Origin of the sequence: Salipaludibacillus sp. CF4.18, from assembly GCF_051262595.1 — a bacterium.
Classification (GTDB): Bacteria; Bacillota; Bacilli; order Bacillales; family Salisediminibacteriaceae; genus Salipaludibacillus; species Salipaludibacillus neizhouensis.
Genome location: NZ_JBIMEV010000013.1, coordinates 76,921 through 102,234, shown reverse-complemented (window position 1 = coordinate 102,234; position 25,314 = coordinate 76,921). Strand labels below are relative to the sequence as shown.

Annotated in this window: 30 protein-coding genes; 11 read left to right on the top strand and 19 right to left on the bottom strand. The window is 36.7% G+C overall.

Annotated features, from left to right (window positions below; all coding sequences use genetic code 11):
• Positions 1-81: 81 nt before the first annotated feature.
• Together ACHABW_RS10975 and ACHABW_RS10970 are read right to left on the bottom strand one after the other, a co-directional pair.
• A complete protein-coding gene (locus tag ACHABW_RS10975; RefSeq protein WP_435755340.1) occupies positions 82-936 on the bottom strand; it encodes a metallophosphoesterase in 855 nt (284 codons plus the stop codon).
• On the bottom strand, positions 923-1,552 hold the full coding sequence (locus ACHABW_RS10970) for a class I SAM-dependent methyltransferase (protein ID WP_435755339.1): 630 nt from the start codon (positions 1,550-1,552) through the stop codon (positions 923-925). The genes ACHABW_RS10975 and ACHABW_RS10970 overlap by 14 nt, the downstream gene beginning before the upstream one ends.
• Positions 1,553-1,746: 194 nt before the next feature.
• Here ACHABW_RS10970 and ACHABW_RS10965 point away from each other — a divergent pair, with 194 nt between their 5' ends.
• From ACHABW_RS10965 to ACHABW_RS10925, 9 genes are all read left to right on the top strand, one after another.
• On the top strand, positions 1,747-1,962 hold the full coding sequence (locus ACHABW_RS10965; protein ID WP_435755338.1) for a spore germination protein: 216 nt from the start codon (positions 1,747-1,749) through the stop codon (positions 1,960-1,962).
• 280 nt (positions 1,963-2,242) lie between these two features.
• Entirely contained in the window at positions 2,243-2,464 is a 222-nt protein-coding gene (locus ACHABW_RS10960; protein ID WP_110936098.1) for a spore germination protein, read from the top strand.
• A gap of 12 nt (positions 2,465-2,476) precedes the next feature.
• Positions 2,477-2,695, top strand: coding sequence for a spore germination protein GerPB (locus ACHABW_RS10955; protein ID WP_435755337.1), 219 nt, complete (start codon positions 2,477-2,479; stop codon positions 2,693-2,695).
• Positions 2,696-2,728: 33 nt separating this feature from the next.
• Positions 2,729-3,346, top strand: a complete 618-nt coding sequence (gene gerPC, locus ACHABW_RS10950) for a spore germination protein GerPC (protein ID WP_435755336.1) — start codon at positions 2,729-2,731, stop codon at positions 3,344-3,346.
• A gap of 2 nt (positions 3,347-3,348) precedes the next feature.
• Positions 3,349-3,525 (top strand): spore gernimation protein GerPD, encoded by a 177-nt coding sequence (locus ACHABW_RS10945; protein ID WP_435755335.1) that lies wholly within the window; start codon positions 3,349-3,351, stop codon positions 3,523-3,525.
• Between the two features lie 13 nt (positions 3,526-3,538).
• A complete protein-coding gene (locus ACHABW_RS10940) occupies positions 3,539-3,952 on the top strand; it encodes a spore germination protein GerPE (RefSeq protein ID WP_435755334.1) in 414 nt (137 codons plus the stop codon).
• A gap of 30 nt (positions 3,953-3,982) precedes the next feature.
• A complete protein-coding gene (locus ACHABW_RS10935; protein WP_435755333.1) occupies positions 3,983-4,414 on the top strand; it encodes an Hsp20/alpha crystallin family protein in 432 nt (143 codons plus the stop codon).
• 250 nt (positions 4,415-4,664) lie between these two features.
• Positions 4,665-5,183 (top strand): phosphatase PAP2 family protein, encoded by a 519-nt coding sequence (locus ACHABW_RS10930; protein ID WP_435755332.1) that lies wholly within the window; start codon positions 4,665-4,667, stop codon positions 5,181-5,183.
• A 103-nt stretch (positions 5,184-5,286) separates the two neighbouring features.
• The gene (locus ACHABW_RS10925; RefSeq protein ID WP_435755331.1) at positions 5,287-5,502 is read left to right on the top strand and encodes a hypothetical protein; all 216 of its coding nucleotides are present in this window, start codon (positions 5,287-5,289) and stop codon (positions 5,500-5,502) included.
• A gap of 51 nt (positions 5,503-5,553) precedes the next feature.
• On the opposite strand, the gene ACHABW_RS10920 is transcribed toward ACHABW_RS10925, so the two are convergent.
• The 4 genes from ACHABW_RS10920 to ACHABW_RS10905 all read right to left on the bottom strand — a co-directional run bounded on the left by ACHABW_RS10920 (position 5,554) and on the right by ACHABW_RS10905 (position 7,950).
• The gene (locus ACHABW_RS10920) at positions 5,554-6,048 is read right to left on the bottom strand and encodes an MgtC/SapB family protein (RefSeq protein ID WP_435755330.1); all 495 of its coding nucleotides are present in this window, start codon (positions 6,046-6,048) and stop codon (positions 5,554-5,556) included.
• A gap of 89 nt (positions 6,049-6,137) precedes the next feature.
• Positions 6,138-7,142, bottom strand: coding sequence for an LLM class flavin-dependent oxidoreductase (locus tag ACHABW_RS10915; RefSeq protein WP_435755329.1), 1,005 nt, complete (start codon positions 7,140-7,142; stop codon positions 6,138-6,140).
• Between the two features lie 48 nt (positions 7,143-7,190).
• Complete coding sequence (locus tag ACHABW_RS10910) at positions 7,191-7,589, bottom strand: DUF2203 domain-containing protein (protein WP_183040926.1); 399 nt, start codon at positions 7,587-7,589, stop codon at positions 7,191-7,193.
• Between the two features lie 25 nt (positions 7,590-7,614).
• Positions 7,615-7,950: a hypothetical protein gene (locus ACHABW_RS10905; protein ID WP_435755328.1), complete on the bottom strand. Its 336-nt coding sequence runs from the start codon at positions 7,948-7,950 to the stop codon at positions 7,615-7,617.
• 132 nt (positions 7,951-8,082) lie between these two features.
• Here ACHABW_RS10905 and ACHABW_RS10900 point away from each other — a divergent pair, with 132 nt between their 5' ends.
• A complete protein-coding gene (locus tag ACHABW_RS10900) occupies positions 8,083-8,316 on the top strand; it encodes a hypothetical protein (protein WP_435755327.1) in 234 nt (77 codons plus the stop codon).
• Between the two features lie 55 nt (positions 8,317-8,371).
• On the opposite strand, the gene ACHABW_RS10895 is transcribed toward ACHABW_RS10900, so the two are convergent.
• The gene (locus ACHABW_RS10895) at positions 8,372-8,824 is read right to left on the bottom strand and encodes a cupredoxin domain-containing protein (protein ID WP_435755326.1); all 453 of its coding nucleotides are present in this window, start codon (positions 8,822-8,824) and stop codon (positions 8,372-8,374) included.
• Between the two features lie 185 nt (positions 8,825-9,009).
• Here ACHABW_RS10895 and ACHABW_RS10890 point away from each other — a divergent pair, with 185 nt between their 5' ends.
• Positions 9,010-9,693 carry a M50 family metallopeptidase gene (locus tag ACHABW_RS10890; RefSeq protein WP_435755325.1) on the top strand — a complete coding sequence of 228 codons (684 nt, stop codon included), beginning with the start codon at positions 9,010-9,012 and terminating at the stop codon, positions 9,691-9,693.
• Between the two features lie 153 nt (positions 9,694-9,846).
• Here ACHABW_RS10890 and ACHABW_RS10885 read toward each other — a convergent pair whose 3' ends face one another.
• The 12 genes from ACHABW_RS10885 to ACHABW_RS10830 form a co-directional block, all read right to left on the bottom strand.
• Complete coding sequence (locus ACHABW_RS10885) at positions 9,847-10,587, bottom strand: Cof-type HAD-IIB family hydrolase (protein WP_435755324.1); 741 nt, start codon at positions 10,585-10,587, stop codon at positions 9,847-9,849.
• A gap of 101 nt (positions 10,588-10,688) precedes the next feature.
• Positions 10,689-12,176 carry a glutamate synthase subunit beta gene (locus ACHABW_RS10880; protein WP_110936083.1) on the bottom strand — a complete coding sequence of 496 codons (1,488 nt, stop codon included), beginning with the start codon at positions 12,174-12,176 and terminating at the stop codon, positions 10,689-10,691.
• A gap of 20 nt (positions 12,177-12,196) precedes the next feature.
• Positions 12,197-16,786, bottom strand: coding sequence for a glutamate synthase large subunit (gene gltB, locus ACHABW_RS10875; protein ID WP_435755323.1), 4,590 nt, complete (start codon positions 16,784-16,786; stop codon positions 12,197-12,199).
• Between the two features lie 279 nt (positions 16,787-17,065).
• Entirely contained in the window at positions 17,066-18,022 is a 957-nt protein-coding gene (locus ACHABW_RS10870) for a ribose-phosphate diphosphokinase (protein ID WP_110936081.1), read from the bottom strand.
• 361 nt (positions 18,023-18,383) lie between these two features.
• Complete coding sequence (locus ACHABW_RS10865; RefSeq protein ID WP_435755322.1) at positions 18,384-19,412, bottom strand: aliphatic sulfonate ABC transporter substrate-binding protein; 1,029 nt, start codon at positions 19,410-19,412, stop codon at positions 18,384-18,386.
• Between the two features lie 22 nt (positions 19,413-19,434).
• Positions 19,435-20,196, bottom strand: coding sequence for an ABC transporter permease (locus ACHABW_RS10860; protein ID WP_435755321.1), 762 nt, complete (start codon positions 20,194-20,196; stop codon positions 19,435-19,437).
• Entirely contained in the window at positions 20,129-20,974 is an 846-nt protein-coding gene (locus tag ACHABW_RS10855) for an ABC transporter ATP-binding protein (RefSeq protein ID WP_435755320.1), read from the bottom strand. Before ACHABW_RS10855 ends, ACHABW_RS10860 begins: the two co-directional genes overlap by 68 nt.
• Before the next feature lie 299 nt (positions 20,975-21,273).
• Positions 21,274-22,263 carry a DUF3307 domain-containing protein gene (locus ACHABW_RS10850; RefSeq protein ID WP_435755319.1) on the bottom strand — a complete coding sequence of 330 codons (990 nt, stop codon included), beginning with the start codon at positions 22,261-22,263 and terminating at the stop codon, positions 21,274-21,276.
• The gene (locus ACHABW_RS10845) at positions 22,256-22,975 is read right to left on the bottom strand and encodes a SatD family protein (RefSeq protein ID WP_435755318.1); all 720 of its coding nucleotides are present in this window, start codon (positions 22,973-22,975) and stop codon (positions 22,256-22,258) included. Before ACHABW_RS10845 ends, ACHABW_RS10850 begins: the two co-directional genes overlap by 8 nt.
• Before the next feature lie 183 nt (positions 22,976-23,158).
• A complete protein-coding gene (locus ACHABW_RS10840; protein ID WP_435755317.1) occupies positions 23,159-24,157 on the bottom strand; it encodes a hypothetical protein in 999 nt (332 codons plus the stop codon).
• A gap of 181 nt (positions 24,158-24,338) precedes the next feature.
• Positions 24,339-25,037 carry a class I SAM-dependent methyltransferase gene (locus tag ACHABW_RS10835; RefSeq protein ID WP_435755316.1) on the bottom strand — a complete coding sequence of 233 codons (699 nt, stop codon included), beginning with the start codon at positions 25,035-25,037 and terminating at the stop codon, positions 24,339-24,341.
• Between the two features lie 117 nt (positions 25,038-25,154).
• A complete protein-coding gene (locus ACHABW_RS10830) occupies positions 25,155-25,307 on the bottom strand; it encodes a hypothetical protein (RefSeq protein WP_183040928.1) in 153 nt (50 codons plus the stop codon).
• Between the last annotated feature and the right edge of the window lie 7 nt (positions 25,308-25,314).

The following is a 25,314-nucleotide window of genomic DNA, read 5'->3' as shown; positions in this document are numbered from 1 at the left end:
CTTGTAGTCTTTTTAGGATATGTCAAAAATGAAAAAACATCCCTTTATCTATATCTTTCACAAATTTAAATCTAAACTAAATTATTTCATTCCGGATAATTTTGTTACAATGATTTCCGGTCTGTTGAAAATTCTTTGCGGAAAAAGACTGTTACCAAGTCCCCTGTTGACAATCAATGTGGAATTCTTTTCTATATTGATACCTGAAGTATAACGAGGTAAAATCCCTTGATGAGGAGCAAATAAGCCCCCTAAAACGGGAAATCTAAACTGGCCTCCGTGAGCATGTCCTGAAAATATCAAATCAATGCCAAATTGAGCGTATAGTGAAAGAAACTCTGGCCGATGTGATAATAATATTTTATAGCCTGTCTTATTATCTATTTCTTTCAAAAGGGTTCTTAATGTCTCGCCAGTTGATTGTCTTTCTGCAATAGGTTCGGCCAAGCTTGACGGATCATCGATTCCAAGTAAATGAATGACCTCATCTCCAATGACAAGCTCTGTATAGGCGTTTCTCAGCACGTGAACACCAAGGTTGATTAAACTATTTTCTAATTCATGAAAGTGTCCTGTTGCCCATTCATGGTTGCCAGTCACATAATAGACTGGAGCAATTTTAACTAATTTCTTCATAAGAATTAAACTTATCTCTGGACGGTAACTTCTTTTATCAACTAAATCGCCTGTAAAAAGAATGATATTAGGGTTTGCATGAATCACCTTCTTCACTAACTTACTATGATTTTTTCTGAAAGATTTATTATGTAAATCTGACAGCTGAACAATGTTGAAATTATCAAAGCTTTGCGGAAGCTTCTCTGACTTAATAGTAATTTCACTGCTTGAAATGCGATTGTTTTGCTCATAAGAAAAACAAACAATAGAAGTTAACGCTGCACCTATAGTGACAAACTTTTTTCTAGATGTTTTCAATCTCGGACCGCCTTTCAGGGTTATTACTTTTTATTGAAGCTTCCATAACAAGAAAGATTTTCTTATAATGTTTTTCTATCATATCGACTTGAAGTCCTGTTTGTTCGATTAATTGAAGTGTATTTCGATTTAGATGACACCCGTCACATATATGTTTCCAAAAAGGGGTCAACCAATCTTGAAGCGAACCGAGAAACTTATTTTCTAAGCGGACATGTTCAAAAAGCAGGATTTTTCCATTTGGTTTACAAACTCTTCGCATTTCTTTTAAAGCTTGCTCAGGATTAGGAATAGTGCACAGGACCAAAGTTCCTACGACCGTATCAAAAGAATTATCAGCAAATGGTAGTTTTTCACCACTTGCTGATATTACTTCTATTGGAACAGAGGCTTTTTTTATCTGGATAAAGGACTGTTCCCTCATTTGCGTTGCCGGTTCAACTGCTACTACCTTATCGGCATGTTTATAATAAGAGAAATTAAAACCTGTTCCAGAACCTATTTCCAGAACCTGCCCCTTTGCATTTAAAAGCAGTTCTTTTCGGATATTTCCGAAGCCTATTTTTTCCAATGGCTTCATAAGCGGGTTATAAAGTTTCGGGAACCAATTGCTCATGCCTTACCTCCAAAATCAGTGATTGTATAGTAATACTAACATGTTCAAGGCGCAAAATATTAAAAGAAGTTCTCATAATTCAAATTTATATTGTAGGTGTGAGCGAAAGATAATACAACTATTAGCTGAGATGTAACCATTTTTCTGTGGCAGAATAAAAATATAGAAATACAGAAATTGAAAAGGGTGTTTCTATGCCTTCAATTGTCGGTTCCTTTAAAATTAACTCAAATGGAGGAGTCATTAACTTCGGCGATACTCAAAATATTTCTCCAAAAAGCACTTCAAAATCAGTTTCTGGTTCTGGAGCAGGTAATACGGGGGATTTTATCGTGACCAATAACGGAATTAACATAAACAATACAGCAGATCCAGATGTTGTAGATCAAAATCAAACTGGTAATGCTTAAGGGAATAGACATAAACAAAATTCTCCTTTAAAGACTGGAAGATAAGCAATGAGCATTAGCTGTAATAAAGGAGGTAGTAGGAATAAACGCATCGATTAAATTCCGTACTAAGTAATATTACTACTCTCCCCTCCATCTCCTTCTGGTTTTATCTCTTCGTTGATAAATTCTTAAAATGATTCCCCTCTCGACTATTCCTTTTTACTTATTAATATGAACAATTTTCACGGATTTACATAGGCTACTATAAGTTAAACAGTTTATTAAAGGATGATTATTTATGCCAGCTTTGGTAGGTGCCGTAAAAGTAATAGCTGTCTCGAGCAGTGGCGTGTTTAATATAGGTGATGTATTTACGATTGCCCCCGTTAGCACTGCTAAAACATTTGCAGGATCCGGATCATTTAACACAGGTGATGGTTTAAGGGTAAGAAACAATCAAAGTTCCACGAATACGTATGACAGAGATGTAGCGGATTCAAATGTCAGTTCAGTTATTTAAAAGGAGGAAACTATGAACTTCCACATAAATCAAAATATAACGATCCACAATTTGAAAATTGATGGAATAACGAACTCTTCTGTATTTCAAATTGGTAGTGCTGGAATTATTAAATCATTATCTAATCTTTATAATACAGGAGGATTTACTGAACCGGCACCTGGAGCTGAAACCTCTCAGGAAACACCTGAGGTAACACCGCTCGTGCCTCTTGCTCCTCCTACTGGTTAAATTTTAGTAATAATAATTTTAGGAGGAGGTTGTATGTATTATAATAACCCAGATGTCTTACAGCAAATCCAACAATTGTATTGGCATTTGAACTCCCAATATGAAAGGATTACGAAGCTTGAGGCAGACAATGAGCAACTCAAAAATGAGATGGCGACTTTAAAAGATAATCATGTTTCACGAGTTGAGAGGATTGATTATAAATTTGATCAATTAAAAATTGAGCGACTGGAGGGAACTTTGAATATTGGACTCAGTCCAAGTCATGGTCAAGGGAGTATAGACGACTTTTCAGTTAACCAGCAAGATTTAAATGTCCCCCCCGTTACACAACAGAATTCGGAGTTTTACAGAACCATTCAAGAACAAGTGCAAGAATACCTTAACGAAGAGTCATATCGGGATCTTGAGTTAATTGAAAATCAATATAACAAGCCATTGAATAGTAATTATCGTCAATATATTATTGAAGATATTAAAAAACAAATCGATAGTCGAATACACCACTACTTAAGCAAAACTGATTTAAAAAGTTTAAGTCCAGAAGAAAGTGAAAGACTCAAAAACATGACAATAAGTAAAGTAAAAGAAGACATTCATAATACATGTGAAGAATTTGTCAGGCATTTACCTAGAAGGGAGAATGAATAATCATGAATTTTACCGTCGTAAATAAACAAGTAAGTGTAGATAATGTCCGAATTATTGGTGTTGCCAGTTCCTCTGTTTTTCTTGTAGGAGATACCGACTCTATTTCATTATCTTCTGTTTTTGATACACCACCAGAATCATTAATTATTGGACCGTTTGTTCCACTTTCCCGGTCGTAAGGAGCTTGATAAATTGTTTAAAAGAACATCAGTTGTTAATAAGGTTCATGTTACAGATGTTTCCCTGAACTCTGTTTTTGAAATTGGTGATTCATGGAGTATCAAACCTCGTTCAAATGCCTTGGCTGTACAACGAGAATTTGAACGGTTTTACGGGGACGAAGGGGACTTTGATGCTTATCCTATTTTTACAATCCCTTTACCGAAAACGCTTATTAGCGAGCATATTAATTTTACTAGAGTTAATGATTCCTCTTCGATTTATGTGAACAAAATTGATATTACGAGTGCTTCAGCCTCTGGAGTTTTACACATCGGGTCCACTAAAGTAATTGACGCAGAATCAAGAGTGAAACATATTAGACAGTTACAAGGAGATCCAAATTCGGATATAGGGCCGAGCAATAATGTGAATGCGAAAGCCTGAAATAAATTAACCTGTAAAGAGGTGAGATTTTTGGAAGATTATTCGCAAAATTGGAATAAACCTTTTAATAAATTTTTCGAAGATGATTTTTGGAGTAGTTTTAATGGCATTTTTGATGGTAATGATCATCATCAACCAAAAGCAAACGTATATGAATCTGGAAATGAATTAATTTGTCTCATTTTCTTGCCAGGAATAAAAAAACTAGATGATATTCGGTTGAATATCAATGAAAAAACACTGGAAGTCAGTGGTACTTCTAGTCTCGAAAATAACGGTTTTCACTTAATTCAAAAAGAACTTTATGAAGGTCCTTTTAAACGAATTGTAGAGCTTCCTTTTTCTGTTAGACGAGATAAAATGGATGCCTTTTACCAGCGTGGGCTTTTAACGGTTCATTTGTATCGCTTAATCGAAAACAATAAGTCTAATCACGGGGTTTCCATTCGAGATGAAGACTAAACATTTGGCTCATTTTATAGAAATGAGCTTTTATTTATGGATAATTTATAGGTGGAGAGCTATCTTTACGCCAAGCGTGTCTAAGAGAACCCATCCTTCTATTTTCTTGAGAACTCAACGCATAGACATTTTTTTCTGTCGTTTATACAATCTTTGTAAAACCTTCATATGAATATTATATTATCTTAAACTAATTTCTATATGCTTAAGATGAACATAATACTGGTTAAATTAAAAGGAGGTTTGACACGTGATAAGATCAAGGGAGTGGATTATTCACACAGATCTTGTTCTGTTTCGGATGATGAATCAATCTCATTCAATGTACCATAAAGGAATGACATTGGTTACCCATTTAGGAGGGGGCATTTGCACAGTATCATTAGCATGCCTGTTTCTGCTATTTGCACAAGAAGCATGGCAAATTATTGCTTTTCAGTCTGCTGTGGCGTTACTCGTTAGTCATACAACGGTGTATCTGATAAAAAAACAATTCTCACGACAAAGACCTTACCTTACTAACAAGTGTTCTATTGTTGCTGCAAATCCTCTAAAAGACTCGTCTTTTCCGTCCGGTCACACGACTGCGATTTTTTCTTTCACTACCCCTATCATGATTTATGCTCCCGTTTTTATACCATTTCTTCTTATAATTGGTTTACTTGTAGGTGTTTCTAGAGTAGCCTTAGGACTTCATTACCCTTCTGATATTATAGTTGGGGCAACCTTAGGATTTCTTACTGCCCTATTAGTTCAAATCATTATGTAATTCATTGAATCGTTCATTTTCCAGAAATGATTATTTCTTTTACTTAAATTTTTGTATTAAAAACTATTTGGGGGAGAAAATAATTCTCGGGAGGTGATATAAGATGTCAAACAACAATGCAAACAACAATGCAAGCAACAATGCAAGCAACAACAATGCTAATAACGCCAACAATAATGCTAAAAACGCAGCAAATGCTAAAAACAATCGCAACAACGAATTAAACGTAGACAATGCAAACGTAGAATTTAGTGAGGAACTCTTAAATCAAAACAATAAGAGCAACCAAGCAGCTAATAACAACCAAGATAACTGCTAGGCTATTTGGAGCCGAAATGAAGTCTAACTTCTTTCGGCTCCTATTTCTTATTTAATCATTCACATCCTTTTCACTTAGCCATTTTGATTTTTCAAGCCAATTTCCGAATCGGGCTAGAATAAAACTTACGAATACAGCAAAAAACACGATTTCATAAAATCCAGCACCAATCCCTATCCCTACACCTCCTGCAAAGAGAATCATAGCTGCCGAAGTTAAACCTTTGACATGTAAACCAGTCTTCAGAATAACACCGGCACCAAGGAAGCCTAAACCAGTAACAATTTGAGCCGCTAGACGCATTGGGTCCATCATTGTTCCCATGTCAGGCTGACTGAATTTATCTACACTATATATTGAAACTAGAGTAATAAGAGTGCAAGCTATACTTACATACATATATGTTTTTACCCCGGCAGGTTTTTGTTTGGAAGATCTGTCCAATCCAATTAAAAAACCAATAATTCCACTGATTAATATTCTTAAATACATAGAACCATAAATGGAAAAACTCTCATGAATATTGCTAAATATTTCATTGAACATACATTACGAACTCTCCTTCCCTCTTATTAAACACATTGTTTATTTAAAATATGATGAAGAGAATTTACGTATAAATTAGAACGAAGAGATTACTTTATGTAAAGAGCAAGTTCTTCAGCTATAAGCTCATAGGATTTAAGTCTATCCTTATAACTATGTGTAATCGTTACAATCATGATTTCATCAGCCTTGTAAGTTGATTGTAAATTCTGCAGTTGCTCTATAACATTCCTCACATTTCCGATAACCATTCTTGAACGAACGTTTTCGAGTATTTTTTTCTCGTCCTTATTAAACGAATACGCTCTTGCCTCTTCTACTGATGGGATACCACTGGTAACCCCTCTACTTGCTTGAATACTCCAAAGTAAGCAACTCAATGCTATACGATTAGCTTCTTCTTCCGTTTCTGCACATATAACCGAAACAGCAACAATTACTTGTGATGGTTGCCCGGAACTATTTACTCTAAAATGCTGTCGATACTGTTGGACAATACTTGGGCCATTTTTTTCGGTCATAAAATACCCAAATGCATAGAAAAGACCTTTCTCAGCAGCTAGATTAGCACTCTTTCCACTTGTACCAAGAAGCCAAGTTTCCGGATTGACATCAGGTATTGGTAGAGCATTTAATTGGGCAAACTGATGATCATTAGGAAAATTCCGATTTATGAAGTAAAGAAGCTCTTCCACTAGTTGGGGGGTTTTTCGGACATTTTCTAGAAAGTTGCCTGATAGTGCGATCATTGCTTCTGCTGATCCACCAGGTGACCTGCCAATTCCTAAATCCACTCTTCCCGGAAATAGTGTAGCTAGTAAATGGAAAGTTTCAGCAACTTTATAAGGCTTGTAATGTGGAAGTAAAATCGCTCCTGCTCCAATTCTAATGGATGACGTATTAGCACCAATGTAACCTAACATCACCTCAGGAGAAGAGGTTGCAAGGGCAGGATAATTGTGATGCTCGGCGATCCAGTACCGTTTATAACCAAGCTTTTCTCCTTCCTGAGCAAGTAGCATCGATGCTTGAAGAGCACCTGAAGCGGTAGAACCTGATGAAACTGGCGATTGATCTAATATACTTAAATTCATAATTTTCTCCCTTTTACATATACGTTTAGATAATCGAAATTGTTTTTGTTATTCTAATGGTTTTCTACCCGAGTATCCATCCTGTAAACTGTGATAATACGCAATATGCGACTCACCTTCCTTCCAACATAGGAGAATCTCTTCATCGTTATGGATTGCCGGGAAATCCACTAGGGCAGTTTCTATTCCTTTTAGTTGTGCTCCGGTTAACTGGACATTATTGACATGTAATTGGACTTGCATCTCAATAAATTCTATTTCACTTTCCATTTTAAAAAGACTGTCAGTATCATTTCGTACCTCAAGCTGCATAGAATGTTTGACTCTTTCCAGTTTTTTTAATTTTGATTCAAAATCTTGTTGCAGCATTTTAAGCTCGTTAATTTCTTTTATGATAGTAGGTAAAAGTTCATTCGCTTCTTTTATTGTAAAATATCGTGTAATCATGGTTTCTCCTTTCTTCTCCATAGTATTATTTTACTCTTAATTTGAGTGGTACGGTTTGGTTCTTTGAACTTACACAAAGAGTGTTAAGATCATTAATCTGTCTAAGTAAATCTTTCTCATCGAAAGGATGCTCAGGCATTTCCTCTAACTGTTTTAAGGCCATTTTTTCAAATTTTAGGAAGCCTTGCTTTTTACCTTTTGAGAATTGTTCGGCTAATCCTGATAAGCTAGCAAATAATTTTGCTAGTTTTCTGTTCTCCCCATTTAACAACATATCACGTCCGATATTGTGTCCTTGGACATAATCCTCTTTATCATTAAAAGCAACTAGAAAAGCATCTAATCTAGCTTGACTATTCACTATTACAACACCCCCTTGATTTTAAGGAAAATAAAATTAAAAAGATCTTTCTATTACTATACCCGAAACTCTTCCTTTTTCAACATCTTTCCTCCATACTATTGATAATAACTAAATCGGAGGTGATGATGAATGGGTGAATGTAAATTAGACCATTCGTTGGAAGATGTCACGCAGAAACTAAAAGATCAGAGTAGTTTTTTACCAAATGAAGTCGTTCAAGAATGGCATACATTTCTCGAGAAAAATTTGACGCAAGAAACATTAAATGTGTCATTCCACCTATTAAAAAAATATGACTTGGCGACAGATCTGGAAAAAAAAGAGCGTGAACAACAAATGGAACGTTTGTTTGGCTCTAACTGAGTTAAAGAAGGTGTCTGGAAAGGTGAAAATACCTTACCAGACACCTTCAATGCTCTTATTTCACTTCAAGGTAAGCAACCATAGGTCCATTATTTTCAATCGAAGAATGGGAGGTACAAACTAACCGGTAAGTTCCTTCCTCGTTAAATTGAAGATTCAATAAAGTTTCTTCGCCCTTTTTGACTGTGCCCTTGATATCTGTACCTTCAATGACAAAAGGGTGTTCCATTCCATTGACTCCATAAATGCTTAACGTTATGGGCTCCCCCTTCGGCAAATGAATGTGTCCAGGATCCCATCGATACGTTTCAATTTCTTCGCCATCTTCTGTCTCAGATTTGAATTCACCAGTAACAAGATTTATCTGCATTTTTTCATTTGTGTGAGGTACACCCTCGTTGTCTGCTCTTCCTTGGGCGTTCATGAAAGTTAAATAACATCCTAACACAATGGCCAAACAGATTAGTCCAGAAATAACATAGATTTTTTTAGTGACAAATATTTTCATTTCATAGCCTCCCTTTATAAGAGCCTATTCAAAGGAGAAGAAAACTTGTCTACATTATTGTGGCAAGCCTAAATCTTATCTAAAGAAATATGCTATAGGAAACTATGACGATTATTTTTAAGGGTATAGATTGTTTTCTCTGTTATAATAACAAGGAAATGCTTAAAAGAGTGGAGTTATGTTTTATGTTGGAGTATATTTTATTTTTTTCTGTTATAGCAACGATTTCATTTGTGCCGATTATTGGTCCTTATATTTCGATGTTCAATACGATGGTTCATGAGAGTGCACACGCACTTGTAGCTACGTTAACTGGTGGACAAGTTGTCGCAATATCTATTTTCAGGAATACTTCTGGTCTTGCTGAATTCCGTCATAGAAGTTGGTTTGGCCGTGTTCTTACTTATGCAGCTGGATACCCGTTAGCCTCTGTATTTAGTGTGGCCTATTTATATGCCTTATCGATGGATCTTTTCCTCTATGTGGGGATGGTTATTTTTTTATTGCTAGCATACAATTTGTTTTTTTGGGTCAGAAACCTAGTTGGCTGGATATGGGTTTTAACTGTGATACTTGGATTATCTTTTCTTTATTATAATGAATATATGTATTGGTATGAGATCGTGCTAGATATTATTGGTTTATCTCTTTTAGTCCAAGCTTTTATTACATGCTGGATCATTTTCGTCTTAAGTGTGAAACAACGCGATCAAGCAGGAGATACGACAATGTTAGCAAAATCAACGTTTTTACCAGCTAGCTTTTGGGGGTTTATTTTTCTAGCTCAAGGCACAGTCTTTTTTATCATGGGCAGTTTAATTTGGTTTGGCTTCGATCCAGTCAAACGAATAATAGAAATTGTCTTTTGAACAGCAAATATATTTTAAGTTATCCGTGACTACTCGCTTTCCGTGAACGATCTACGAGACTCCTGGAGCGGAACTAAAGCTCTGGCGGCTTGCCTAGATCGAAAGCCTGCAAAGAATTTGAATTACCTTGTTCTTTCAGAGCAAAAACCAAACTTATTGAAGGACGAATTTAGTGATAGCAACTGCAACGCCATCATCTGTATTTTTAACCGTTGTCCAGTCAGCTACATTCTTTACAGCCTCTTGAGCGTTCCCCATCGCAATTCCAGCCTCTTTTATCATGGCTAAGTCATTAAGACTATCTCCCATAGCCATAACATTATCCATTTGAATACCTAACTCTTTACATATTTTCTTCAAAGCATTTGCCTTGTTAACCCCAGCTGGATTCACTTCGATATTCGTTAAACTTGAATTTGTTATTTCAAAAGTTTGGTTTTGTGTTAAAATCGTCATTATTTTTTCTCTTATACGATCGTCGTCCACATCAAACCCAAATTTCAACCAATCATGTAAAGCAAGCTCCTCGGGTATTTCATTCCGATATATATGATTAATACTTGTTGACCAATATTTTGTTCTATATTTATTTCTAAGAGATGTTAACATCTCTATTTGCTCTAACGTAAAAGTCGTACGTTCTATCAGATCTCCTGATGTATGCCAGATTTCACTGCCATTCACGGTAATTAAATAAGAGGTCAGGTTTAATAAATCTGAAAACGGACGGCAAGTCATGATTGTTCGGCCAGTACTTAAAACAACTGGAATTCCTCTATTTAATACTTCGGCGATAACTTGTTGATTCTTTATTGAGATTTCAAGGTCATTATTTAACACTGTTCCGTCCATATCTAAAGCAATAAGTTTCACATTCTTATTTAATAGACTCAAATTTAACACTTCTTTCTGTTTTACTAGTTTTATAGCCTATATAACAAGAAGACCACTGTTAAACATAGACAGTGGTCTTCTTACATTACTCTTTTTTAAGGTTAAGGCAAAGTCGTTGTTCCCATCAAGAATCGATCACATTCCCTGGCAACTTCTCTTCCTTCATTAATTGCCCATACAATTAAACTCTGACCGCGACGCATGTCTCCGGCTGCGAAAATACCTTCTTTATTAGTCGTATATTTTCCATACTCAGCATCTACAGTAGAATTTGCTTTTGTTTTAATACCTAATTTAGATAGAAGGCCTTGTTCAGGACCCTTAAAACCAATTGCAAGCAATACTAAATCTGCCGGCCATACTTTTTCCGTTCCTGGAATCGGTTTACGCAAGCGGGCACCTTTTTCATCAAAAGTTAGCTCTACGTTAATGGTGTGGACTTCTTTAACATGTCCATTCTCATCACCAACGAATTTAGTAGTCTGAACTGCATAAGCTCTTGGATCATCACCAAACACAGCTGCAGCTTCTTTTTGACCATATTCAATTCGGTGAATGACTGGCCATTGTGGCCATGGATTAACATCCATATTACGTTCAGATACTTTTTTATCATAAATATCAAATTGAGTTAAGCTTTTGCAATCGTGTCTTACAGAAGTGGAAATACAGTCAGTTCCTGTGTCTCCTCCTCCAATCACAATAACATTTTTATCTTTAGCAGTAATAAAGTTTCCGTCTTCCAATTCAGAATCTAAAAGACTTTTAGTATTGGCATGAAGGAAATCCATTGCATAATGAACACCTTTCAATTCTCTGCCTTCTACTTCTACATCGCGGTGAATTGTTGCTCCACCACAAAGAATACTGCTATCGAAATTAGTTTCAAGCTCTTCAACGGTATAATCTTTACCTACTTCTGTATTTGTAACAAACGTGATTCCTTCTTGTTCAAGGATATTCACTCGTCGTTGAACGACATCATACGGCAGTTTCATTTCAGGAATACCATAAGTTAGTAAACCACCGATTCGGTCGCTACGCTCAAAAACAGTTACAGTATGTCCTGCTTTATTTAGCTGCGCTGCAGCCGCTAAACCGGCAGGACCTGATCCTATAACAGCAACCTTTTTACCGGTTCTTGACTCAGGAGGTTCGGGTACTACCCAACCTTCATCAAATCCCTTTTCAATGATGGATCTTTCCACTGTTCGGATCGCCACTGGTGGCTCATTAATTCCTAGAACACATGCTCCCTCACAAGGTGCGGGACATGCAAAACCAGTAAATTCAGGGAAGTTATTCATTTCATGCTCTTTATTTAATGCTTCTTTCCACTGCCCTTTGTATACAAGATCATTCCACTCAGGAATAAGGTGATACACAGGACAACCCGTAGTTACTCCGTCAATTTCCATGCCAGTGTGACAGGTTGGCACGCCGCAATCCATGCAGCGAGCTCCCTGTTGTTGTACTTCTTCTACAGTCAGTGGAATTGTATAGTCAAACCAATCCTTCGTTCTTTTGGAAGGGTCACGCTCTCGTTGTGCTTGACGGTCATATTCCATAAACCCGGTTATCTTTCCCATCGTATCCCCTCCATTCTTTTTTATTTTAGTGCTTCAACTTTTATTTTACTATCTTCAAATGCTTTCATTTCTGCATCGAATTGACTCAATCCATCTTTTTTATACTGTGCAATTTTCGTTTGGATTTCTAAATATTGTTTAGGTACCACTCGAACGAACTTTTTCACAGTATTGTCCCAGTCTTCCAGTAATTTTGTTCCTTTTAAACTTAACGTGTGTTCAACATGTTTTTCCATCATCACACGTAATTCAGCAATTTCCTCTGGATCTGTTAAGGATTGTAAATGAACGAGTTCTGCATTACATTTTGTTTCAAATGGTTCAGGACTATCATTCAATACATAAGCTACTCCGCCTGACATACCAGCTGCAAAGTTTCTACCTGTTGACCCTAGGATAACAACTTTACCGCCAGTCATATATTCACAGCCGTGATCTCCAACACCTTCAACGACAACTTCTGCTCCACTGTTTCTAACACAGAAACGTTCTCCGGCGATTCCGTTTATATATGCTTCTCCTGCTGATGCACCATAAAATGCAACATTTCCAATTATGATATTTTCAGAGGCAACAAATGTTGTTTTTCGAGATGGTCTAGCGTATATTTTACCGCCAGATAAGCCTTTACCTACATAGTCGTTTGCATCTCCAACTAATTTTAACGTCATTCCTTTTGGAATAAATGCGCCAAAACTTTGTCCGGCAGATCCTTTAAATGTTAGTCGAATCGTATCTTCGGGTAAACCATCTTTACCATGTCTTCTAGTAACCTCACTACCTAGAATAGTTCCGGTAACACGGTTTATATTTCGAATAGAAGCAGTAGCTTTAATTGGTTCTCCTGTTTCAATGGCCTCTTTACAAAGAGGTATTAATTCCAACATATCAAGTGATCTTTCTAAACCATGATCTTGTTTGACAGTTGCATATCTACTAACAGAAGCAGGTACATCCGGCTGGTATAAAAGAGATGACAAATCAATGCCTTTGGACTTCCAATGGTCAACTGCTTGATTCGTCTCTAAAACATCCGTTCTACCGACCATTTCATTGATCGTCCTAAAACCGAGCTCAGCCATTAATTCCCTAACTTCTTGAGCGATAAATAGCATGAAATTAGCAACCGCATCTGCATCACCAGTGAATTTAGCGCGTAACTCTGGATTCTGAGTTGCTATTCCAACAGGACATGTATCTAAATGACAAACGCGCATCATGACACAGCCTAAGACTACTAATGGTGCAGTTGAGAAACCATATTCCTCAGCTCCTAATAGTGTTGCTATGACGACATCTCTTCCTGTCATCATTTTTCCATCAGCTTCAACAGTAATACGATCTCTTAATCTATTTAATAATAAGGTCTGGTGTGTTTCGGCCAAACCGATTTCCCAAGGCATTCCAGTATGCTTCAAACTTGTGCGAGGTGCTGCACCAGTACCGCCATCGTATCCACTAATAAGGACATGGTCAGCTCTTCCTTTTGCAACCCCTGCAGCAATTGTTCCGACGCCTACGGCAGAAACTAACTTAACACTTATTCTTGCTCTAGGATTAGCATTTTTTAGATTGTGGATCAGTTCAGCTAAATCCTCAATAGAATATATATCATGGTGAGGTGGTGGTGAAATTAATTCTACTCCAGGAGTAGATCCACGCACGTCGGCAATCCATGGATAAACTTTTTTACCAGGCAAATGACCGCCTTCTCCAGGTTTTGCACCCTGGGCAATTTTAATTTGGATCTCATCGGCATTCACTAAATAATGACTGTCTACTCCAAATCTACCAGATGCCACTTGTTTAATAGAGCTTCTTCTGGAATCGCCATTTTCATCAGGAGTAAAGCGATCAATATCTTCGCCACCTTCTCCTGTATTACTTTTTCCGCCGATACGATTCATTGCAATCGCAAGTGCTTCATGAGCCTCTTTACTAATAGAACCGTAAGACATTGCACCAGTCTTGAATCTCTTACAGATTTCTTCAATGGACTCTACTTCATCAATTGGAATCGATGATGTTTTCTTAAAAGCTAATAATCCCCGAATTGACTGTAAGTTGCTCTTTTCGTCCGTTAATAATTTAGTATATTGTTTGAATGCGTCATAACTGTTTGAGCGACAAGCATGTTGCAGGAGGTGAATGGTTTTTGGATTATACTGATGATCTTCACCTTTTCCTCGGTACTGAAACTCGTCTCCGGCATCCAAAGATTTATTATTTCCACGGTGATCCCCGAAAGCGATGTGATGGCGAAGTAATACTTCCTCTTCAATCGTCTCTAAACCGATTCCTCCAAGTCTTGAAGAAGTTCGAGTAAAGTACCTGTCAATAACATCGTTATGAATACCAATTGCTTCAAAAATTTGAGCACCACGATAACTTTGGATGGTGGAAATACCCATTTTTGAAAGTATCTTAACAATGCCGTCTGTAACGGATTTAATATATTGATCGACAGCTTCTTCCAACGTATCTACCTTTAGGTCATCTTTAAGTATTAAATCATGGATAGTTTCATAGGTTAGATACGGATTAATTCCTTCAGCACCATAACCAAGAAGACTTGCAAAATGATGAACTTCTCTAGGCTCAGCAGATTCTAATAGAATACTGACACGAGTTCTGGATCCTTGTCTAATGAGATGATGATGTAATCCAGACACTGCTAATAAAGCCGGGATTGCTGCATTCTCAGCATCTACACCTCTATCTGATAAAATCAATAATGTACTTCCGTTTTCTATTACTGTATCAGCTTGGACAAATAACTCCTCTAAGGCTTTTTCCATTTCAGAGGAATCCTTTTTAGCATTAAATAGAATGGATAGTGTGGAAGTTTTGAAACCATCAAGATTTTGCTGTCTTAATGTTTCCAATTGCTTATTTGACAAAACAGGTGAGTTTAATCTAATATGCTTACAGCTCTCAGCAGTAGGCTTAACAAGATTTGCTTCAGCACCAATTGTTGTTCCTATACTAGTTACAATTTTTTCACGAATTGCATCAATAGGCGGATTCGTTACTTGTGCAAATAGTTGTTTAAAGTAATTATATAGAAGTTGTGGTTTTTTAGATAAAACAGCTATTGGTGAATCATATCCCATTGAACCAACTGGATCTTTTCCATCGGTTACCAGCGGTTTAATAATTTTATTAAGTTCTTCCGTTGTATAACCAAAGGCTAACTGTTGATTAACTAAGTCCTCGACTACTGGTCTTTCCTTCAAAGAAGGCTGTGGTAAATCTTCAAGATCTTTTAAGTTATCCTTCAACCATTCGCCATACGGCTCTTCTCTGGCTATTTGTAATTTGATTTCCTCATCAGGGATAATTTTCCCTTTTTCTAAATCAACAAGCAGCATTTTGCCCGGATGAAGTCGTTCTTTATAAACAATGTCATCGGCGAAAATATCTAGAGCTCCAACCTCAGAACCTAAAACGATTTGACCACTTTTAGTAACATAATATCTTGCAGGTCGAAGTCCATTGCGGTCTAGACAAGCGGCAATTTGCTTCCCATCTGTAAAAGCTAATGCAGCTGGTCCATCCCAAGGTTCCATAAGTGTACTGTGATACTCATAGAAATCTTTTTTCTCTTGGTGAATGTTTTTATCATTTGACCAAGGCTCAGGGACCATCATCATAGCGGTGTGCGCCAATGAACGTCCAGACAGATGGAGAAACTCAAATGCATTATCAAACATGGAAGAATCACTGCCGTTAGTATCAATAACAGGTAATATTTTTTGAAGGTCTTCCCCACTAAAATACTCTGAACTGCAAAGTTGTTCTCTCGCCCTCATCCAGTTAACGTTTCCTCGAAGGGTATTAAATTCCCCATTATGGATGGAATATCTGTTTGGATGTGACCTTTTCCAACTAGGAAATGTATTTGTACTGAATCTAGAGTGAACGAACGCCAATGCTGATTTAAAATCAGGATGGTTTAAGTCAATGTAAAAAGAATCCAATTGTTCAGGTATTAACATACCTTTGTACGTGATTGTTCTTGTAGACAAACTGCTAATGTAAAAGTCATCAAATTCTTCAAATTTTGAGATTTCTGTTTTCGTACGTTTGCGAATGACATACAATTTTCTTTCAAAAGCAAGTTGATCTTTCATGTCCTCGGAAGGAGCAATAAATACTTGGCGAATGAAAGGTTTTGATTTTTTGGCAACATGACCAACGAATGCATCATTTACAGGAACTGTACGCCAGCCTAAAACCTTTTGTCCTTCTTCAATAATAATTTTTTCGAAAAGTTGTTTTGCTTTTTTACGTGCATCATAGTCATAAGGAAGAAAAATCATTCCTATCCCATACTCGCCTTCTTGCGGGAGATCAAAGTCTTCTTTGTCACATTGCTTCACAAAGAATCTATGCGGGATTTGAGTCAAGATTCCAGCACCATCACCAGTACTTGTGTCTGCTGACTGGCCACCTCGGTGCTCTAAATTACAAAGTATTGTAATTGCGTTTTGAACGATATCATGAGATTTTCTACCGTCAATATTGGCGATTATTCCAATTCCACAAGCCTCATGTTCTTGGGATGGATCATATAAACCCTGTGCAACAGGATAATTGTCTCGAGCCATGATAACGTCCCTCCTCTTAATGGTGATCAAATTTGATGTCGACAGAATATATAACAAGCTATTTTTGCGACATTTCTGTAATTATAACATAAAAACTTAAATTAGAGCTAATGAAAACTGAATAAAAACACAATTCAGTTGATGTATTCTGATTATTTATACTTTTCCACCAGTTAGTACAAGCGGATTTTCAAGCAAAAAGAAAAGGTCGATTCGTCAGTTTTTATGACGAAACAACCTTCTTAAAATTAGATCTATAACATGTAAATTGTTCATGTTTTAGTCAAATAAGGTACTGACAGATTCATCATGATGAACCCTCATGATGCCCTCAGCTAGCAATGAGCCTATAGATAAGGTTGTTATTTTATTAGTACGTTTTTCTTCACTCTGGTATATCGAATTGGTAATGACAACTTCTTTTAAAGGAGATGCTTGAATTCGATCAACCGCTGGTTCAGATAAAACTCCATGAGTAGAACATGCATAAACTTCTTTTGCGCCGAACTGCATTAATGCTGAAGCTCCGGCAGTGATAGTTCTGGCTGTATCAATAATATCGTCAATAATTATTGCCGTTTTCCCCTCAATTTCTCCAATAATATTTAAACCTTGGACAGACGGATCATCGACACCTCTTTGTTTATCTATAAATGCTATAGGTGCATCTAACTTGTTTGCGAGCCGTCTTGCTCTAAGTGAACCAGCATTTTCTGGAGCAACGATTACAACATCCTCTAATTTCTTTTCAAGAAAATAGTTGGACATTATAGCGTTAGCATTTAACTGGTCCACTGGAATATTGAAAAACCCTTGTACTTGTGGAGCATGAAGATCAACCGAGATAACTCTGGACGCACCAGCTGCCTCTAATAAATTGGCAATTAGTTTTGCTGTAATTGGTTCTCTTGATCGTGCCTTTCGATCCTGACGAGCATATCCGTAATAAGGCATAACTATATTAATTGTTTTAGCTGATGCTCGTTTCAAGGCGTCAATCATAATGAGAAGTTCCATTAGATATTCATTCCCGGGCTCGGATGTGGATTGAACGAGGTATGTATCGCAGCCACGGATGGTCTCCTCTATATTCATTTGGACTTCTCCGTCGCTGAACCTTTTAATGATACTTTTGCCCATTTTTACTCCGATTTTATCAGTGATTTCATGTGCCAAATCGGCATTTGAATTTAGGGTGAAGATTTTCATTTTTGATACTTCTCTATTAGTGGTCATGAAAATTCCTCCAAGAATTATTTGGTTATTTGAAATAATCATACCACATTTGTCGACTAAATTAATAACAAAGCTAGAATCGCCAACCAAAATGATTTTGATACCGATAGAAAAATAAGATAGTTGTTCACTTTTCCTAGGTTAGCGGTTTAATTCGATTGACTTCTCTGAGATTCGCCGGAAGAAAAGCCTGGCTCAGAGAAAGTCTTCCTAGAGTATTTGGGGAATATCATGTCTCTTTAAAGAAAAAATTTCTAGAAAACATCCTTCTTCAACTTTCAATGATACCTAAATAAAAAAGGCTGTTTGGAATGAACGCTCCAAACAGCCCTTTTACTCTTTTCCTAGATAAACGTTTGTGTTATTCTTCTTCTAATATTTTATCTAGCATAGAAGTATCTACAAATCCATCCAGATTTGGGTCTTCATCCATGAATTCTAACTCGTAAGATGCATCAGCCCATGCTTGCAACGCTTCAGCATGAGTTTCTGTAGTAATTTCCATTCGCTGCCACGCTTTTTCTAAAACCTCTTCTGGAAGCTTTGTTTGTGTTAAGTCATAAATAAGGTTATTTACAGTTTCTAACGTCTCTGCTTCATTATTTTGCGCAAATTCGACTGATTTTTTATGAGCTTGCAAAGCTTGTTCTACTACTTCCGGGTTTTCTTCTAAGAACTCCGTTGATGTTACCATAACAACACTCGCAAGCTCCTCACCCAAAAATACTTCGTTCCATTCCGTTACTACGTTAGCATTATGTTCTTCTACTAACAGTGTTCCCCATGGTTCAGGTGCTGCAGCAGCGTCAATTTGACCTTGTTCAAACATAGCTACCATGCTAGCAGGATTAACACGGGATTGGTGTTCTACTTCCCCGCCTCGTCTGTTTGATTTCAAACCAATTTCTTGAAGCATAATTTCTAATTGGACGTTGTGAGTACAACCATTACCTGGAGTACAAAAAGAACTGCCAGCAAAATCTTCTAAGCTGTGAATCCCTGAATCCTCCCGGGAAACAATTAAAGTTGCCCCATTTGCAGCTGAGCCTATTACAACAACATCTCCTCCAGTTAGGTAGTAATTAATTGCAGGACCTGGACCGACGTAACCTAAATCGATGACTCCTGTATCAAGTGCTTCAACAAAATCATTTCCGTTTGGAAAATTCATAAATTCTAGATCCTGATTCTCCATTTCATCTTCAAAATATCCTTTTTCTTTCCCAACAATAGCGGCAGCATGATCAAGGTTCGGGAAGTAACCAATGTTTACTTCTCCTCCTGAAGCCTCGGTTGAGTCTGTGCCGGAACTAGTTTCCTCTTCTTCAGTGCCACATGCAGATAACACCATTGCGGCTGTTATAAATAATCCACCAATCCATTTCTTCATAATAATATTTCCCCCTCTAAGTTTATGCATTTTTAGCTAGTCCCCATCGGGAAAGCACTTTCTTTTCAATTTTACTAAATATTAAATATTCTACGATTAATCCAATAACAGAAATAATAATCATGATAGCGACAACTAGATCCATGTTGAAAAAATCACGAGCGTCCATTAGTGTTCTACCAAGACCACCACGGCCAATTAATTCCGCAGCCATTAATGCTCTCCATCCAAATGCCCATGCCAGTCTTGCTCCTGTTAAAGCAGACGGAATGGAGGCTGGAAGCATTACTCTCCATACTAGCTCTGTATTTTTATATCCCATCGTTTTTGCAGCGCGAATTAGAATGGGAGACACGTTTTTAATACCCATCCGAATATTTAAAGTCATTGCCCAAGTACCACCTAAGATGACGACGAAATAAATAGCGCCTGGTCCACCTTGGAATACAACAAGTGCAATTGGTAACCAAACGATGCTCGGAACAGATTGAAGTGCAATCACTAAAGATCCTAATGTTTCATCTGCTAACTTAGATACTCCAAGTAAAACACCTAGTATTCCACCAATGATGACGGCCATAGAAAACCCGATAATAATTCGTTGCATGCTTTCGGCTAAAGCAGTAGCTAAAATACCTGTATCAAATAAGCCTATATATAATTGCTGCACAGATCCTAAAGGAGATGGGAAAAGTGTTGTATCCTGAGAATAGATTCTATATATGATTTCCCATATCGCTATCAGTACCATAAAGAAGGCTAGCCTTCTTAGAATTAAAGTCATCTCCCATTTCCTCCCTCATCACTTTTTCGATTTCTCCACCGAGAATGGACATAATATCTTCTTCTAATTGGATAAATTCCGGTGAGGAAGGAATTCTCGGTCGTGGTAAGTCTACAGGGAAAATTTTAATGATCCCGCCTGGCCGCGTGCCCATTAGAACGATTCTATCTGATAATAAGATTGACTCCCTGATGTTATGTGTCACGAACAGAATTGTTTTTTTAGTTTGTTCCCAGATAAATTGCACTTCTTTATGAAGCATCATTCTAGTTTGTTCATCGAGTGCTCCGAATGGTTCATCCATTAAGAGTACTTTCGGATCCATTGATAACGCTCTTGCAATAGCTACTCGCTGTTTCATTCCTCCTGATAATTCATGAGGATAGGAATGGAGAAATTTACTTAGGTGAACAAGCTTTAAATATTTCTCGGCGTGCTTTTTTGCCGTAGCTTTATCCATCGTTTTTTTGAGTGCAAACATGACATTCTCAACAACATTCAACCATGGCATGAGCGCAGCTTCTTGAAAAACGACACCTCGATCAGAACCAGGACCTGAAATCTTTGTTTCCCCAACATAGGTTTCACCACTAGTAGGTTTATCCAACCCAGCGACAATGTTCAGTAGTGTTGACTTACCACATCCTGAAGGACCCAATAATGAAACAAATTCCCCTTCCTTTATATCTAAAGAAATATCCTTAAATACAGTAAAAAATGTTTTATTATCTCGGTTAGGAAATGTCTTTTCGACATTCTTTATTGTTACAGACTCCATTATTCCCCTCCTTACTTTTTAAAAAAGTTAGTTATTATTGAGTGTTTTTTTAAAGAAGGCTTGAATCCATCTGGAGGATTCGAGTTTCATCCAGTTCCAATTACAACAATCAGATTTAAGAGAGACTTCTTTTAATAGTTAATATAGATAGTTCATTGTCTAGAAATCCCCTTATCCTATGACTTTACTCGGAATTCACTTTTCTAAGTATATGTCGAGATTCACAATGTTGTCAATATGATAAAATCATAAAAACTCGAGGAAAAACCTGAAGAGAAACTTCTCTTCAGGCACGGGTTTTATACAGTGAACCAAATTGATCTTATTAATAAACCTATGACTAGTGCACAAAGAATACTTAGGAACGTACCAATTAAATAGTATTCTGCAAAGTTTTTATCTTCGAATTGCTTAAATCTGGTCAATGTTTTTAAGGCGGCAATAACAATTAATCCTTGATAGGCCCCAGTAGCAATAAATAAACCAATTAACAATCTTTCTAAAATTCCAATATATTTCCCCGCTGAATTATCATCCATCTCATTAAATTGCTGGAATTCCATGGTCATCGATTCTTTCCCATTACTGCTGTCTTTCTTTTCCCAGGTTCTTTCAATGGAAACATTTTTATTCAGCTTTTCAAGTTGGGCATAGTGGTTTTGAAAAAACAAATCATCATCACTTTTAACAAGAGTGGAAGCTATTTCATCTTTTACAGTATTCTTTTGTTGTTTCAAATCTTGCAAAAGTTCAGCAATCAACACACTTGATGTAAAGGTTAATAATACGACGAAAATACTTATCAACAATATACTTGTCGTAAGGGACAATGGGATATCTTCCATGATTACTTCATACGTTTTGGTAATTATCACGGGCAAGGCGGCAACCTTGTTAAACACGAATAAAACAACGTAAATGATTGCAATATGCATGACCTGATCCGTTAAAAAATGTATCGATCTTTTTCCTAATAGTTTGTCAATAAATTCATGCTTATGTATGGATTTCCCTATAATTACTTCTGAATAGCTAGATTTAAAATGATCAATAACATAATGTAAAATTGCTATAATAAGCAGGCATAGCAACGTGATCCAAGTTAGTTCATTAAATACCGTCAATAAAACAACAGTTACTACAACGTGGTGAATCACATGTTCTATCAATCCCATATTGCTTAAAAAACTGGTGTCATAATTATTTTTCTTTTTAATAATTGCATCTGTTTGTGTAATGAAGTCGCATATAAGATGGGCTAACATGAAAATAAGAATGGTGTTATCCATCTAAATCCCCCGATTCACCAGATAATGTTAAAGACTGTAAAAGGTGAATAAAAGAAGTTTCCGCTTCTTTTACAACATCGTACTCCGCTCTCCTAAGCAACTTACTTACATTAGATACGACATGCTTATCGTCGTAGTTTAATTCTTCTGCAAACTCTTTGTATTTCTTTGACGGGTTATTTTCAATGAGGTCAATAATATAATGTTGTTTCTCTGTTCTTTTACTGATTTTTTCCATGATGAAAAATACGAAATAGTTAATTGCAGTGTTTATATTCATGTCTTTACTTACTTTAAATTCATATTGGAAGCTTTTATTCGAATGCTGATGAATCGTCTTCATCAGTTTATTCTTTTCTTTCAGCGATTTCAAAGCATCCGCTGCATGCCAAATAGCATCACCTTGGACAAGATCTGAATTCGTATGATTCTCTTCAAAAAGATCACCTACCCCAACACCGATATAGACAGGTGTATTGTGCTTTTTAGTCAAGGCATATAAGCTTTTATAGACGTCATACCCGTTTCCGATATTTTTACTAATTCCAAAGAGTTCATCTCCGGACCGTATCACAAAAGGTACTAGAAGAGATTCTTGATATTTTTGATTGATTGCGGTAATAATTTTTTCTAGCTCTTCTCGTTTTCGGTGTTTGCGCGAATTTACCACGTCAACAGTTATACAGGTTACTTGGTTTAGTTTTTTAGTCATTGGCTCTCCTTTTTGAAAGACGCTTTGCGTTTTCTAACTGAATTAAGATGAGGTGATATATTTCATTATATCATGTAGACGAAAAAGTTACCTGAAAATCAAGTAATCTATGAAACTTACTTGGTTTCCAGGTAATATTTTAAAGTTACTGTATATCTCAGTATCTATTTATCTATAAAATTATTAAGCTTCATATACGGTAGTCTCCGAGTCCTTTACTTTTAATAAATAATGATCTCGTTCGATTTTATAGATTTGTCTGCGAATCGCATTCCAATCTTGAATTTCAAGTGAAGCTTTTCGAAGATTTAAGGTTGCGTCTTGCAATTCTTTTAAGTCTATCTCTTTACCTTCCTGTTGTTGGTTTTTTAACTTCCGAAGATTATCCTCAATTTTTTGAACAGAATCATCCCAGGAAAAGTATAAATGTTCAGGCTCCATTTCTTCTGCTAATATATGATTTACCTGTAACGTTTCGTTTTTAGGACCCAGTATCGATATATCCGTGGCGTGAACAGTTACTTCTACGTTTTTTCCTTGTACATCCACGACCAAGTATTTCATCTCTTTGGCAATCTCTCTATTGAAAATATGCTCTAATACATAGGTTAGCGACATGTAACAGAGCCAAATTGGTTTTTTGGGATCATGGATTTCAATTTTCATTTCATATTTTTCAAAGATATCTTTAATGTCATTTAATACAGCGTCATATTTACCTTTACGAATCATGACAGCGAATTGTTGCTGAGTATGCATTTTCAAAATGCTAGGTAATTTAATTACTGGGATCACTATCACTAAAACCATCGATAAAAGACCTAGAACAAATGAGTAGATATATCCCATTAGTAATTGTTTAACGACAGAGCATTCTGAGTCGCGGTTCTCTAATTTTAATGATGTATATCCAACAGTTAAAGGAAGAATAAGTACAAGAGCGATAGAAGTGTTTCTAATAATCGTGTCATCATCAGGTAGAAAGGGAATTAACATTTCTGCTAAGGTTGGATAAAAAACAGAAATAATAATGTAAATCCAGTACAACGATACAAGCCCCATGAAGCTCATTTTTGAGCTGTCTTGCGTTGGTAGCCTGCCAAAAAAAGTGAGAGTGGCCATACTAAATACTTTACTAAGAATTTTTGCTATACCTGTCATCAGGAGTCGAGCGAATGGCATTGTATTCACCTTTTTCTATTCTTTTTTTTAGAAACACTCTTGAGGTAATCTGATTCCTATATAAAAGAAAGTTCGACTGAGCATAAAGTCGAACGAAGTTCTTTTATTAAGTTCAGATTACGTATCATTTATATTCCCTCCCCTATTAAGTTTAAACGATGACAGAAAGCAAATTTCAACATTATTTTTCACAACTTAGAAGTATTGGCTCCACATGTCCACTCATCATATTTAACATCTCCGCGTGTTCATCTAAAATATCCAATTGTTCCCTAGTGATATTGTCAGGTAGAAGAATTTCAGTAGCGGGTTCCTCTGAGGGCTTAAATGGCAGTTCTGTGACTTTTGAGAAGCCTGAATTCTTAAGAAGATTTAGCCAATCATTGTTAGTATACAATGTTTCTACCCCATAAAAGTTCTTCACCTTCTTTTCGTCAATGGAAGAAAAGGGTTGACGGAGACACATTTCATTAATAAGGACTTGACCAGCATCTTTTAAAACACGTTGAATCTCCTTTAAAGCTTTTGGCGCATGCGTGAAACTAAGGACAGATTCACATATAACGTGGTGAAAGGAGTTTTCCGTGAACGGCAAATCGAGTACTGTTGTGAATTGAACAACAACATTTTTATTATTTTCAAGCTTTTTCCTAGCTTTGCTTACCATGACCGGATGACTGTCAATTGCGTTTACTTTGCAACCATACATCTCAGATATAAAACGAGCTGTTTCTCCCAGTCCGCAGCCAGCATCTAAAATAGTCATGTCAGGAGTGATCCCCAACTCATTAATCATTTGTTTTGTTAGCAGTTTTCCTCCAGGATGTGCACTTAAAACGTTTAATTCTGCCAGCATATTCATGTAGGAATTCTTTTTCATCAGCTCCACCTCAGTGATACGTTATTCAAAGGACAGCGTCACTGTTCCGATATAAACTTCTGTACAATAAAAAAACCGTGTAAGGGGGAAACTCCCTAACACGGCTTCAGGATAAAATTATCTCGTATTTTTCTTCTTCGCGAGTTCTTGGCCTCTGCTTACTACTTCTCCTGCAGCACTATTCTCATCAGGTGGCCTTCCTAATGGATTTACGCTTAATGTACGTGCATCGCCACTTTGTTTGTTCCGATGACCTCGTTGTTTGCCCACCTTCATC